The organism is Stenotrophomonas sp. DDT-1, from assembly GCF_001580555.1.
GTDB lineage: Bacteria > Pseudomonadota > Gammaproteobacteria > Xanthomonadales > Xanthomonadaceae > Stenotrophomonas > Stenotrophomonas sepilia.
Map to the genome: position 1 here is coordinate 40017 of NZ_LEKR01000008.1, position 13440 is coordinate 53456.

Here is a 13440-nt window from a genome sequence, read left to right on the forward strand (position 1 = left end):
TTGTACCGCGACAGGGTGACGACGATTCCGGTAGTGCCGGCCGCTGGCCGGCAGATCAAAATTGCGTCAACCAAGGTTGACACCCACCAAGGCGGTGCCGGTTGACACCCACCGGAGCAGGCAGCGCCGGGCCATGCCCGGCTTCCCCGATCAATTACCGATGACGTCGGTGCCCTTCGGCGGCGTAAAGCTGAAGGTGCCAGCCGCAAAGCCCGGGTTGCGCTTCCAGCCGCTGAAGCTGATCACGGTGCGCTGGCCGACGGCGTCGGTGATTTCCATCTTGGCCAGGCCCTGCGCATTGAAGCCCAGCGCGGCGTACTGGAAGCTGGCTTCGGTCTCGCGCTTCGGCGACAGCGACAGCCACTGCAGGCCGTCGCGCTGCGCGGCCTCTTCGCTGACGTCGTACTGCTGTTCCAGCAGCGCCGGGTTGATCAGCGCGGTCAGCGGGCTGTTCTGTTCTTCCTTGCCCTGCTCGCGCACGGTGGCCTGCTCCAGGTCCGGCTCGTACATCCAGACCTTCTTGCCGTCGGCCACGATCAGCTGTTCGTGCGGGCGCACGTATTCCCAGCGGAACAGGCGCGGCGCCGACAGGGCCACGCGGCCACTGGTCGATTCCTTCACCTTGCCGCGGCTATCGAACACCTGCTGGCTGAACTGTCCGTCCAGGCCCTTCAGGCCACTGGTGAAGGTCTTCAGGTCATCGCGAGCGCCAGCCCAGGCACTGCCGGCGGCGGCGCAGGCCACGGCCAGCGTGGTGGTGGCAAGGAAACGGCGGAAGCGGAAGTTCATGCGGAAATCCTGTGGGCGCGGGCGCCAGGAAAGGTGGTTGCCAGTGTGCCCGGAGAAAGATGAATGGGCGATCAGGGCGACATTATGCCGCCCTGAACGTCCATCGGCGATTCAGCCGCCAGATGCCGGCAGCTTGCCGTACAGCACCTGGCCGCGGAAGCCGCGACGCACTTCGCGGTACAGCGCGCGGAACGCGGGGTAGTCCTGCGGCTGGCACAGCGCCTCCGGCCCACGCACCGCGTTCTGCCGCAAGCGGTGGTGCACGATCACGTCCTGGCCCTCGCGGCTCCAGTCCACCCGGTATTCGCCAGCGGCATTGGCAAAGCGCTGGCTGGCCGGAATGGCGATGATCGGCGCATTGGCCGGGAACTGCAGGCGATAGGTTTCCTCGCGCAGGCTGGCATTGCAGTAGAACGGCGTCTCGTTGGCCGGCGCCGAGGCGGTGGCGTACAAGCCACGCACCGACTCGCCACCCGGCGGGTCCGGCACGGCCATGCCGCCGGCCACGCTGAAGTCGGCGTAATCCTCAGCCTGGAAGGCCATGCGGTAGCCGAACGGCCGGGTCAGGTCGACCGGCACGCCCTGGATCTGCAGCTGCCCTCGCCCATCGAAACCGGACGAGGCCATGATCTGCTCTTCAGCGCGCGCACGGTTCTGCGCGTTGAGCTGGGAGAACTGCGCACGCATGCCGATCTCGGCGTTCTCGCCAAGTTTCGGAATCGTCTCGCCGCGCAGGTTGCCGTCGGCGTCGAAGGTGAATCGCACTTCCATCGAGGTGGCATTGCGCTCCGGCGTGTTGGCCGGGGTACGCGCCAGCGTGGCATCACGGGTACGCATCACCGGCGCACCCAGGTCACCTTCCGGCAACTGCCCGAAGCGCGCCCACGCGGTAGTCGAATCCAGGTAAAGATCAAACTCGGGGATGTAGGTGATGGCGTGGTTGAAGCGGCCCAGCACCGGAATCTTCGGCAGCGTCGGGCCGCCCCCCGCACCGATCAGCACCGGCGAGCTGGCGATGCCCTTGGCCGCCAGCAGCGCCTCGAGGATCGTCACATGGTCCTTGCAGTCACCGTAGTGGTTGTCGAGGATGCTCTGCGCGCTGTTCGGCTCCAGGCCGCCGTTGCCCAGGTACACCGCCACATAGCGGATGTTCTGCGCCACCCAGCGATACAGCGCGTCAGCCTGCTCGCGGCGGTCACTGATGCCGGCGGTGATCTCATCAGCGAGCGCCTGCAGCGCCGGGGTCACCTCGGCCGCCGGGCCCGCCTTGAGCTGGTAGGCGCGCCCCATCTGCGACCAGTCACGATACGTGCTGGCCATGATGTTCGGGCCGAACTCCCAGCCCGCCGCCGACCAGTTCTGCGCCGGCATCGCCTCGCGGCGCTGGTAGCGCCAGCGCCATTGCGCCTGGCCATTCTTCACTGTCGGCCGGTCACTGCCCTGCACGCCGCGGCTGTCGACGAACATCGGCAGGTTGGCCGGCGCACTCAGGGTGACCTCGGCGTCCTCGTACTCGGTGAAGACGTTGAAGGTCTCCCACAGGCCGAAATAGCCCGGGAAGTACGGCGTGGCCTGGGTGCGGCGCACCTGGTAGTACAGGCGCGTGCCCGGGGCCAGGTTCGGGAACACGATCACCCGCACCTTGCGGTCGGCATACATCGCCGCCGAAGCGCTGGAGTAGCTCTCCTGCGTGTAGATACGGTCGGCCGGAACGTCGCGGCGCTGGCCGTCGGCAGTGATGGTGTAGGCGCCGAGCACTTCCAGCGTTTCCATCTTCTCGCTGTAGCTCAGCCGCACCTGGCTGAACTGCTCGACGGAGGCCTTGGTCTTGAGCAGGACTTCGTAGGTTTCGGTCTGCACATTGCCCGCATCGGGCCGCACCTGGTAGTCGGCGCGGTAACGGACAATGCTGAAATTATTGCTGGCTTCGGTATCGCCGCTGGTGGATGGCGGCGCCGTGGCGGGCGCGGAGGTGGCGGTTTCTGCCAGTGCCGGGCCGGCAGCCATCAGGGCTGCCAGCGCCAGCGCGCTTGGTACGGGGTGAAGCATGCGTCGGTTCCTTGGACGTCGTGGGGGATACGTCGGGTCTTACTTCGGCGGCGGCGGTGCCAGCACCGTGCGGTCGCCGTTGTGCTCGGGCGGGCTGACCACGCCGGCCGCTTCCATGGCCTCGATCAGTCGCGCTGCACGGTTGTAGCCGATCTTCAGCCGGCGCTGCACGCCGGAAATCGATGCACGACGGGTCTCGGTGACCACCCGCAGCGCTTCGTCATACAACGGGTCGGACTCGTCGCCGGCCGCACTGGTCTCGGGCAGGCCAGTGGCGCCGACGACCACGCCGTCGCCCATTGTCTGCACTTCGTCCAGCACGCCGTCGACATAGTCGGCCGGGCCCATCGCCTTGAGGTGCTCGACCACGCGATGCACTTCGTCGTCGGACACGAACGCACCATGCACGCGCTCGGGCAGCGCAGTACCCGGCGGCAGGTACAGCATGTCGCCGTGGCCGAGCAGGGTCTCCGCGCCGGACTGGTCGAGAATGGTGCGCGAGTCGATCTTGGAGCTGACCTGGAAGGCGATACGGGTCGGAATGTTGGCCTTGATCAGGCCGGTGATCACATCCACCGACGGGCGCTGCGTGGCCAGGATCAGGTGGATGCCGGCCGCACGCGCCTTCTGCGCCAGGCGCGCGATCAGCTCTTCCACCTTCTTGCCGACGATCATCATCATGTCGGCGAATTCGTCGATGAAGATGACGATGAACGGCAGCGTTTCGAGCGGACGCGGTGCCTCGCCCAGCTCCGGGTTCGGCTTGAACAGCGGGTCCATCAGCGGCTGGCCGGCGTCCTGGGCTTCCTTCACCTTCTTGTTGAAGCCGGCCAGGTTGCGCACGCCCACCGCGCTCATCAGCTTGTAGCGGCGCTCCATCTCGGCCACGCACCAGCGCAGGCCGTTGGCGGCCTCCTTCATGTCGGTGACCACCGGCGCCAGCAGGTGCGGAATGCCCTGGTAGACGCTCAGCTCGAGCATCTTCGGGTCGATCATCAGCATCCGCAGGTCTTTCGGCGAGGCCTTGAACAGCAGGCTCAGCACCATCGCGTTGACCGCCACCGACTTGCCCGAACCGGTGGTACCGGCCACCAGCAAGTGCGGCATGCGCGCCAGATCGGCCACGGTCGGGCGGCCGGCGATGTCCTTGCCCAGCGCCAGGGTCAGCACGCTGGCCGACTTGTCATATTCCTTCGAGCGCAGCAGCTCGGACAGGAAGATCATCTCGCGGGTGACGTTGGGAATTTCCAGGCCGATCACCGACTTGCCCGGGATGACGTCGACCACGCGCACCGACTTCACCGACAGGCCGCGCGCGATGTCCTTGTCCAGCGAACTGATCTGGCTGACCTTGATGCCCGGTGCCGGCTCGATCTCGAAGCGGGTGATGACCGGGCCAGGGTTGGCGCCGACCACCTGCGCATCGATGCGGAAGTCCTTCAGCTTGAACTCGATCTGCCGCGACAGCGTTTCCAGCGTTTCTTCGTCGTAGCCCTTCGGCTGCGGCTTGGGATCATCCAGCAGCGCCAGCGGCGGCAGGTCGGAACCATCGCCGTTGACGCCACGGAACATCGGAATCTGGGTATCGCGCTTGGCCCGATCACTCTTCTCGATCACCGGCTCCGGACGCGGCTCGATCTTCACCGGCTCGCGCTTGGCGCGCACCTCGGCGTCGGCCTTGCGCACTTCCTGGCGCTCCTCGCGCATCACCCGGGTCTGCTTCCACTCGGTGACTTCTTCCTTCTTGCGTTCCAGCAACGGCGCCAGCGACATCACGCCACGGCCGATCTTCTCCATCACCGTAAACCAGGACAGCCCGGTGGCCAGGGTGATCGAGGCCAGCAGCAATACCAGCACGAACAGGTTGGCGCCCAGCGCGCCGAAGCCCACCGTGAGCGAATTGCCCACCAGCTTGCCGAGGATGCCGCCAGCGCTGGAGACGTCGCCACTGAACAGGCGCACGTGCAGGAAGCCGGTGCCGGCAATCAGGAAGCCGACCAGGCCAACCAGGCGCAGCGCCGGGTCCAGATCGTTGTCACCCTTGCTCTCGCGCTTGAGGCCGAACATGGCGATCCACGCCAACGCGCCGAGCACCACCGGCAACAGGAAGGCGATGTAGCCGAACAGCTGCAGCAGCACGTCGGCGATCCAGGCGCCGGCGCGGCCACCCAGGTTGTGCACTGGCGCGACCACGCTGCCGGTATGCGACCAGCCCGGATCAGTCGCTGAATAGGTGAAAAGACTGGCCGCCAGATACAGCAGGGCCGGCGCGATGGCGATCAGGCCCAGGTCGCGCCAGAGGCGCTGGCGGCGTGGATTGTCGGTCGTCGCCGCCGCGGCCGTGCGACGTGACGCCTTGCTGTCGTCGGACTTGGAGCGTTCGGGGACCTGCTTCGCCACCTTAGACCATACCTTTGGAATGCGCTGTTAGTGATTGATAATAAATGAGACGGCGTCAGTTTTCAGTTATGCGACGCCCGACAGGGCAATCCGGGGCCCGGAACCACCGCTGGATGACGGCGTTCTGTTCATCGGCTTGAATCGCCCTGCCCCAGCCGCCACTCTATGACCTGCCGAGGATGCTGCGCAAACGTCGCCAGCGCCTTGCCCCATCTACCTTTTCGCGAGTTTACATGAGCACCAGCCTGCCCTCCCGCCACCAGCGCCTCGTCATCCTCGGTTCCGGACCGGCCGGCTGGACCGCCGCCGTCTACGCCGCCCGTGCCAACCTGAAGCCGGTCGTCATCACCGGCCTGCAGCAGGGTGGCCAGCTGATGACCACCACCGAGGTGGACAACTGGCCGGGTGACGCCCACGGCCTGATGGGCCCGGACCTGATGGCGCGCATGCAGGCGCACGCCGAGCGCTTCGAGACCGAGGTCATCTTCGACCATATCCACACCGCCGACCTGTCGCAGCGCCCGTTCAAGCTGATCGGCGACAGCCACGAGTACACCTGCGACGCGCTGATCATCGCCACTGGCGCCACCGCCAAGTACCTGGGCATCCCGACTGAAGAGACCTTCAAGGGCCGCGGCGTCTCCGCCTGCGCCACCTGTGACGGCTTCTTCTACCGCGACCAGGACGTGGTCGTGGTCGGCGGCGGCAACACCGCCGTGGAAGAGGCGCTGTACCTGTCCAACATCGCCCGCAAGGTCTACCTGGTCCACCGCCGCGACACCCTGAAGGCGGAAAAGATCATGCAGGACAAGCTGTTCAGGAAGGTGGCCGAGGGCAAGATCGAGACCGTCTGGCACCACCAGGTGGAGGAAGTGCTGGGCAACGACGCCGGCGTGACCGGCGTGCGCGTGAAGTCCACCCTGGACGGCAGCACCCGCGACATCGACGCCCACGGTTTCTTCGTGGCCATCGGCCACCATCCGAACACGACCCTGTTCGACGGCCAGCTGGCGATGAACAACGGCTACCTGGAAATCCGCTCGGGCCTGGGCGGCAACGCCACCCAGACCTCGGTGGAAGGCGTGTTCGCCGCCGGTGATGTGGCCGACCAGCACTACCGCCAGGCGATCACTTCGGCCGGCTTCGGCTGCATGGCCGCGCTGGACGCCGAGCGCTACCTGGACGCGCAGGGGAAGGCCAGCTGAGAAGCGAACCTGCTTCTGTAGAGTCGAGCCATGCTCGACTAAGGAAAACGGGCGCGCAAGCGCCCGTTTTCGCAACCCCACTACCCGCTCCAGGCACCACTCAGGCCCGGACACAGGACTGGGTGAACGCCACCGGCGCCGCGACGACATCGTCCGCATCGCGCATCAGGACATTCCAGCGGACTGAGCCGGGCTCCGTGGAGGAGCAGCTCACTCCGAACTTCACCGGCGCATCCGGATCCTCAAAGCGGCCCTTCCACGGCGTGCAGTATCCGGGCCGATCACAATCTGCCACGACCACTTCAAGCTCCAGGGGGTACTGGGGATTGCCCGCGAAAGCCACTGTCAGCTCGCGCATCGCCTGCAGCGGAACCTCGACATCGGGGATGGGGTGGAGCATCAAAGGCTCACAAGCCTTGTCCTGTGCCCACAGGCGATAGCCCTTCTCCACCCCTTTCATGGAGGCCGAGCGGAAGACGGGGTCCTGCAAGGCAGCCACATCGTCAGGATTGGAGTGGTAGGCGGTTTCGATGATCACCGAGGGCATCGTCCCAATGCGGTTCTCGCCGTGCCTGGCCGAGGTCGAACTCTCGCGAATCGGGAAATCCCGATAACCCGGTTGCGCTCGGATGATTTCACGCATCCCACAGAGAATGCTATCCGCCAGCGCCTTGTCCTGCGGTTTGTCCTGATGATAGTAGACCTCGGTTCCACGCAGACTGGCTGAATCGCTGCCATTGGTGTGCAGGCTCAGCATCACATCCACACCCAGATGGTTTGCGTAGTTGGGGCGAGCCCGTATGTCCTCTTCCTTTTCGCGAGCAGACTCTGGGCTGTTCGGAAACTCATTCCACATGTCGGTGCGTTCGGGGAAAAGCGCCTTGAGGTGGTAGCGGGATGACATGTGCTCCCATGGCTTCCCGGACTCCGGATGGAGTTCCGTGGAGCGGCTGCGTGCCCGGTGCACGGTCAAACCGCTACGTTGTTCGATCAATCCTTGCAGTTCGTCGCCAAACAGTGGACTCAGCGTGTCTTCCTGAATGCCGAGAGGCGCTGGGCGCTGAAACTTCCATTCTCTGCTGGGATGCAAACTGATGTAGCCATGGCTTGCTGATACCAAAGCTGAGGTATGCGTCGATCTCGCCCGCGCCTGCGGCGGAACGGCGAGATCCTCCGGGTAGTACTCCTCAAGGGTTTTTCCGTCGAATAGGAAATCAATGTCATTCACAATCAGTCCTGACTTTTCGGCATAGAACCTCAACGAGGACGCCATCGGAATCAGGAAGAGTTCGTCATAACCCCGATCGGGGCCCGGAAGATATCCAGGCCCAAAGCTGATCACCATTGATCTTGCCTTCGCATTGAGACGGATGCTGACGCTGACGTGTCGCAGCTCACCCCTCTCCTGCAAATGACGCGTCAACTGGCTCCCAACTTCACGCTCCAACAGCGCAACCACCTCCGCGTAGGCACTTGGATCCTCAAGCACTTTTGCTGGCTGATCTCCAGAAGCCCAAACAGGTGACACAAAGAACAAGCCACACGCGACCACGGCAGAAGCAAGCTTCAATCCCTTCATTGTTCATTTCTCCATGTGGTTGGATGCGCGCCACTCATGCAGCGCCCCGCCACCCTGCCGAGCCGTGCGCCGGTGATTCCGCACCAGATGCACACGGTTGGAGAATTCAAACTTTCCTCATGCCCCCGCAGAGCAAACCAACCCACCCCCGCCAGCACCGTTCGCGATCCACCTGACTTATCCTTGCCAACCATGCCCTCCCCCCGCTTCCTCGACTCCCTGCAGTCCATTCCCGCCACCGACTGGGATGCCCTGCACGACGGCCGCAACCCCTTCGTCAGCCACGCTTTCCTCTCAGGCCTGGAACAACACGGCTGCCTGCGCGAGGACTGGGGCTGGCAGCCCCGGCACTTCACTCTGTGGGAAGGCGGGACGCTGGTCGGCGCCATTCCCGGCTACCTGAAGTCCAATTCGCACGGCGAGTTCGTGTTCGACCACGCCTGGGCCAACGCCTATGCCCGCCACGGCCGCGACTACTACCCGAAGTGGCTGGGCGCGGTGCCGTACTCGCCGGTCACCGGGCCGCGCCTGCTGGCCCGTCACGATTCAGAGCGCACCACGCTGCTGTCGGCGTTGCGCGATGCACTGCCGGCACTGGCCGTGTCATCGGCCCATATCAATTTCCACACCGCAGCGGACGAGGCGCTGTTCGGCGATGACTGGCTGCTGCGCGAGGACGTGCAGTTCCAGTGGCAGAACCCGGGTGACTGGGCGACATTCGACCAGTTCCTTGGCGCGATGCACCACAAGCACCGCAAGAACATCCGCCAGGAACGGGCCAAGGTCGCCCGCCAGGGCATCACCTTCCGCGTGGTGCATGGCGACGACGCCAGCCGCGCCGACCTGCAGGCGATGTACCGCTTCTACCTGCAGACCTTCCTGGAATACGGCAATGCCCCGGCGCTGACCGAGGCTTTCCTGCGCCATCTGGCCATTTCATTGGGGCGTGGGCTGGTGCTGTTCCTGGCCGAGCAGGAAGGCCAGCCAATCGCCGGCGCACTTTGCCTGCGCGGTGGTGACACGCTGTACGGTCGCTACTGGGGCGGCGCCACATTGCCCGGCCTGCATTTCGAAGCCTGCTACTACCAGGGCATCGAATACTGCCTGCGCGAAGGGCTGAGCCGTTTCGAGCCGGGCGCACAGGGCGAGCACAAGCTGGCGCGAGGCTTCCTGCCGACGCTGGTACGCAGCCGGCACTGGGTGGCCGACGCGGATTTCTCCGAGGCGTTGCAGGAGTGGTGCCGGCAGGAACGGCGTGATGTGCGTCGGTACCGGCAGGAGCTGCTGGGGCACAGCCCATTTCGCGCGGACGGGTGACCAGCCAACCAAGGTTGGCAGCTACCGCGGCATTCGCGCGGGGCCGCGACGACTACAATGCCGGCATGACCCGCCAGCTGCCCTGGCGCCTGGCCGATGCGCCGGACGCTGCCTTCCCTCCGGCCGAGACCGCCCTGCGCCAGCCCGACGGCCTGCTCGCCGTGGGCGGCGACCTGCATCCAGCGCGCCTGCTCAACGCCTACGCCGGCGGCATCTTTCCGTGGTTCAGCGAGGGCGAGCCGATCCTGTGGTGGTCGCCCGACCCGCGCATGGTGTTCCGCACCGATGGCGTGCACCTGTCCAGCCGCTTCCGCCGCCAGCTGCGCGGCAGCACTTGGGAGGTCACCGCCGACACCGCCTTCAGCCAGGTGATGCGCGCCTGTGCGGCGGCACCTCGGCCCGGCCAGGACGGCACCTGGATCAGCCCGGCGATGGTCGAGGCCTACAGCCAGTTGCACGACCTCGGCTTCGCCCATTCGTTCGAAGTCTGGGACCGTCAGTCGCTGGTCGGCGGCATCTACGGGGTGGCCATCGGGTCGATGTTCTTCGGCGAGAGCATGTTCAGTGGCGCCAGCGGTGGTTCCAAGATCGCGCTGGCGGCACTGGCGTCCACGATTCACGGCTGGGGCTGGGAGCTGATCGACGCCCAGGTGGAAAATCCGCACCTGCTGCGGATGGGCGCCGAACACCTGCCGCGCGCGGAATTCCTGCAGCACGTGCGCCAGGCCGTGCGCCATGACGGCCGTGAAGGACCTTGGACGCGGGCGGTGGGACGCCTGCCGGCACGGGATTTGGCAGGGGGTTAACACAAACTTTGCAAGCAGCGCCGGTCACGCGTAAAATACCGCGCCTTAGGCCCAGCGTGGCCGTTTTCTGAACCGCACAGGACTACATGTCGAAAGACGATTCCATCGAGTTCGAGGGCACCGTCAGCGAGACGCTGCCGAACACCACTTTCCGCGTTCGTCTGGAAAATGGGCACGAAATCATCGCCCACATCTCCGGCCGCATGCGCAAGAACTACATCCGCATCCTCACCGGTGACCGGGTCAAGGTTGAAATGACCCCGTACGACCTGACCAAGGGTCGTATCACCTACCGCATGAAGTAAGCGGTCGGCGCGCTGCGCCACTTCGACAAGGCCAGCCCTGGTTGCTGGCCTTTTGTCATGCCTGCAATCCGGCCCTGCCGGAGGTCATCGTGACCGAACTCACCGTGACGTCGGTCAGCCCTGCTTGCGGCAGATTCGCATCTGCATCCGTAGCGGCATCGTGGGACCCGGTCCAGTCCGGATCGCCATCCCCCTGCCCTGCCATGAACATGCTCCCGCTGACCGTTCTGCTCGTCGCCCTTGCCGTGTCCGCCAGCGCAGCGCCCGTGCACGCCGCCGACACCCTTTCCACCCCCAGTGACTGCGTCCAGCTGGGCAGCGACCAGCAACTGGTGCGCGCCGGCGCCTCGCGCAACGTCCTGCTGCGCAATGGCCAGGACCACTACGTCGTGCATTTCCAGGACGACTGCTCGGCGGCAGGCTACTCGCGGAAACTGAGCTTCGCCACGGACGGCCAGCAGGGCCTGCTGTGCGCTGCCGGCCGCAGCCAGCTGAACACCGATTCCAGCCGCTGCATCGTGTCGCAGATCGAGCCAGTCGACGAGGCAACCTTCAAGAAGAAAGCCCGCCAGCGCAGCCGCTGACGGCGCACATGACAAGGGCGGCCGAAGCCGCCCTTGTCATTTCAGGTCCGCCGAAACCGGCCGGGGGTCAGTTCATTCCACCGTGACCGGCAGCAGGCGCTCCGGTTCGGCCTGGGTTTCGACCACCAGCTCGTCGTCGCGCACATCGATGCTCACCTTGCCGCCGTTGACCAGCTTGCCGAACAGCAGCTCGTCGGCCAGCGGACGCTTGATCCTGTCCTGGATCACGCGGGCCATCGGACGCGCACCCATCAGCGGGTCGAAGCCGTGGTGGGCCAGCCAGTCGCGTGCAGTTGGCGTGGCCGACAGGCTGACGTGCTTGTCCTGCAGCAGCATTTCCAGCTCGATCAGGAACTTGTCGACCACGCGCAGGATGTGCTCGAAGCCCAGCGCCTGGAACTGCACCACCGCATCGAGGCGGTTGCGGAACTCCGGGGTGAAGCTGCGGCGGATGGTCTCCATCGCGTCGGTGGCATGGTCCTGCTTGGTGAAGCCGATCGAGCGCCGCGAGGCCTGCGCCGCGCCGGCATTGGTGGTCATCACCAGCACCACGTTCTTGAAGTTGGCCTCGCGACCGTTGGTATCGGTCAGCACGCCGCGGTCCATCACCTGCAACAGGATGTTGAAGATGTCCGGGTGCGCCTTCTCGATCTCATCCAGCAGCAGCACGCAGTGCGGCGTCTTGACGATCTTCTCGGTCAGCAGGCCACCCTGGTCGAAGCCGACGTAGCCCGGAGGGGCACCGATCAGGCGGCTGATCGAATGCGGCTCCATGTACTCGGACATGTCGAAGCGGACCAGCTCGATGCCCAGCTGCAGCGCCAGCTGCTTGGTCACCTCGGTCTTGCCGACACCGGTCGGGCCGGCGAACAGGAAGTTGCCGATCGGCTTTTCCGGATTGCCCAGGCCCGAACGGGCCAGCTTGATCGCCGAGGACAGCGTCTCGATGGCCGGGTCCTGGCCGAAGATCACCATCTTCAGGTTGCGCTCCAGATGCTGCAGCACGTCCTTGTCGGTGGCACTGACCTGCTTGGTCGGGATGCGCGCCATCTTGGCCACGATCGCCTCCACTTCCTCGACGTCGATCAGCTCCTTGCGCTGCCCTTCCGGCAGCAGGCGCTGGCGGGCACCGGCCTCGTCGATCACGTCGATGGCCTTGTCCGGCAGCAGGCGGTCGCCGATGTGCTTCACCGACAGGTCCACTGCAGCCTGCAGCGCCTCGTCGGAGTAGGTCACGCTGTGGTGCAGCTCGTACTTGGACTTCAGGCCCTGCAGGATCTCGTAGGTCTCGCCCACGGTAGGCTCGACGATATCGATCTTCTGGAAGCGGCGGGCCAGCGCCCGATCCTTCTCGAAGATGCCGCGGTATTCCTGGAAAGTGGTCGAACCGATGCAGCGCAGCTCGCCGGAGGCCAGGGCCGGCTTGATCAGGTTGGACGCATCCATGGTGCCGCCCGACGCCGAGCCGGCGCCGATGATGGTGTGGATCTCGTCGATGAACAGCACTGCGTTGGGCACCTTCTTCAGCGCGGTCAACACACCCTTCAGCCGCTTCTCGAAGTCGCCGCGGTACTTGGTGCCGGCCACCAGCGCGCCCAGGTCGAGCGAGTAGATCACCGCGTCGGCCAGCACGTCGGGTACCGAGCCCTCGACGATGCGGCGGGCCAGGCCCTCGGCGATGGCGGTCTTGCCCACGCCGGCCTCGCCCACGTACAACGGGTTGTTCTTGCGGCGGCGGCACAGGACCTGGATGGTGCGCTCGATCTCGTCGCCACGACCGACCAGGGGATCGATGCGGCCGGACCGGGCCTGTTCGTTGAGGTTGCTGGCGAATTCGGTCAGGGCATCGCCCTTCGGCTCGCCCTCCCCGCCTTCCATGCGGCCCTCGCCGTCGGAGGAGGAGGACGGCTGCTCGCCTTCCTCGCCCAGCTTGGCGATGCCGTGGGATAGATAATTGACCACATCCAGCCGGGTCACGTCCTGCTGGTTGAGGTAGTAGACGGCGTGGGAGTCCTTTTCGCCGAAGATGGCGACCAGCACGTTGGCGCCGGTGACCTCCTTCTTGCCCGAGGACTGCACGTGGTACACGGCCCGCTGCAGCACCCGCTGGAAGCCCAGGGTCGGCTGGGTGTCACGGCCGTCATCCTCGGCCAGGCGGGACACCGAGGCCTCGATGGCCTGCTCCAGCTCCTGGCGCAGGCGTTCGGCGTCGGCACCACAGGCTTTCAGGACGGCCTGGGCGGACGGGTTGTCGAGCAGTGCCAACAGCAGGTGTTCGACCGTCATGAACTCATGCCGGGCCTCACGGGCGCGCTTGTAGCACTGGCCGATGGTGTGTTCGAGGTCTTTGCTGAACATGGATTACTCCGGCGGCAGATGGGAACAATATGCGGCCTGACTACGCGA

General features: G+C 65.5%; 9 protein-coding genes and 1 pseudogene. 5 read left to right on the forward strand and 5 right to left on the reverse strand.

The window, feature by feature from the left end; genetic code table 11:
* Nucleotides 1-150: 150 nt before the first annotated feature.
* The 3 genes from lolA to AB839_RS06050 form a co-directional block, all read right to left on the reverse strand.
* On the reverse strand, nucleotides 151-789 hold the full coding sequence (lolA, locus tag AB839_RS06040) for an outer membrane lipoprotein chaperone LolA (RefSeq protein ID WP_005413289.1): 639 nt from the start codon (nucleotides 787-789) through the stop codon (nucleotides 151-153).
* A gap of 111 nt (nucleotides 790-900) precedes the next feature.
* Entirely contained in the window at nucleotides 901-2838 is a 1938-nt protein-coding gene (locus AB839_RS06045; RefSeq protein WP_061478683.1) for a DUF3857 domain-containing protein, read from the reverse strand.
* 39 nt (nucleotides 2839-2877) lie between these two features.
* Nucleotides 2878-5238 (reverse strand): DNA translocase FtsK, encoded by a 2361-nt coding sequence (locus AB839_RS06050; protein ID WP_061478684.1) that lies wholly within the window; start codon nucleotides 5236-5238, stop codon nucleotides 2878-2880.
* Nucleotides 5239-5471: 233 nt separating this feature from the next.
* Between AB839_RS06050 and trxB the strand changes: the two genes are divergently transcribed.
* The gene (gene trxB / locus AB839_RS06055; protein WP_005416486.1) at nucleotides 5472-6443 is read left to right on the forward strand and encodes a thioredoxin-disulfide reductase; all 972 of its coding nucleotides are present in this window, start codon (nucleotides 5472-5474) and stop codon (nucleotides 6441-6443) included.
* A gap of 100 nt (nucleotides 6444-6543) precedes the next feature.
* Here the strand turns inward: trxB and AB839_RS06060 are convergent, their stop codons facing one another.
* Entirely contained in the window at nucleotides 6544-8022 is a 1479-nt protein-coding gene (locus AB839_RS06060) for an N-acetylmuramoyl-L-alanine amidase (RefSeq protein WP_061478685.1), read from the reverse strand.
* A gap of 192 nt (nucleotides 8023-8214) precedes the next feature.
* Between AB839_RS06060 and AB839_RS06065 the strand changes: the two genes are divergently transcribed.
* From AB839_RS06065 to AB839_RS06080, 4 genes and pseudogenes are all read left to right on the forward strand, one after another.
* Nucleotides 8215-9339 carry a GNAT family N-acetyltransferase gene (locus tag AB839_RS06065; RefSeq protein WP_061478686.1) on the forward strand — a complete coding sequence of 375 codons (1125 nt, stop codon included), beginning with the start codon at nucleotides 8215-8217 and terminating at the stop codon, nucleotides 9337-9339.
* A gap of 65 nt (nucleotides 9340-9404) precedes the next feature.
* Nucleotides 9405-10070: pseudogene (gene aat / locus AB839_RS06070) on the forward strand (leucyl/phenylalanyl-tRNA--protein transferase); the annotation flags it as partial.
* Nucleotides 10071-10231: 161 nt separating this feature from the next.
* Nucleotides 10232-10450: a translation initiation factor IF-1 gene (gene infA, locus AB839_RS06075; protein ID WP_005409596.1), complete on the forward strand. Its 219-nt coding sequence runs from the start codon at nucleotides 10232-10234 to the stop codon at nucleotides 10448-10450.
* An 89-nt stretch (nucleotides 10451-10539) separates the two neighbouring features.
* Complete coding sequence (locus AB839_RS06080) at nucleotides 10540-11034, forward strand: hypothetical protein (protein ID WP_313770389.1); 495 nt, start codon at nucleotides 10540-10542, stop codon at nucleotides 11032-11034.
* A gap of 72 nt (nucleotides 11035-11106) precedes the next feature.
* Here AB839_RS06080 and clpA read toward each other — a convergent pair whose 3' ends face one another.
* Nucleotides 11107-13392: an ATP-dependent Clp protease ATP-binding subunit ClpA gene (gene clpA / locus AB839_RS06085; RefSeq protein WP_061478688.1), complete on the reverse strand. Its 2286-nt coding sequence runs from the start codon at nucleotides 13390-13392 to the stop codon at nucleotides 11107-11109.
* Nucleotides 13393-13440 lie beyond the last annotated feature (48 nt).

Bases quoted from the DNA above. Each gene is read 5' to 3' on its own strand.
- lolA (WP_005413289.1), bottom strand. From the start codon at position 789: ATGAACTTCCGCTTCCGCCGTTTCCTTGCCACCACCACGCTGGCCGTG.
- AB839_RS06045 (WP_061478683.1), bottom strand. From the start codon at position 2,838: ATGCTTCACCCCGTACCAAGCGCGCTGGCGCTGGCAGCCCTGATGGCT.
- trxB (WP_005416486.1), top strand. From the start codon at position 5,472: ATGAGCACCAGCCTGCCCTCCCGCCACCAGCGCCTCGTCATCCTCGGT.
- AB839_RS06060 (WP_061478685.1), bottom strand. From the start codon at position 8,022: ATGAAGGGATTGAAGCTTGCTTCTGCCGTGGTCGCGTGTGGCTTGTTC.
- AB839_RS06065 (WP_061478686.1), top strand. From the start codon at position 8,215: ATGCCCTCCCCCCGCTTCCTCGACTCCCTGCAGTCCATTCCCGCCACC.
- infA (WP_005409596.1), top strand. From the start codon at position 10,232: ATGTCGAAAGACGATTCCATCGAGTTCGAGGGCACCGTCAGCGAGACG.
- clpA (WP_061478688.1), bottom strand. From the start codon at position 13,392: ATGTTCAGCAAAGACCTCGAACACACCATCGGCCAGTGCTACAAGCGC.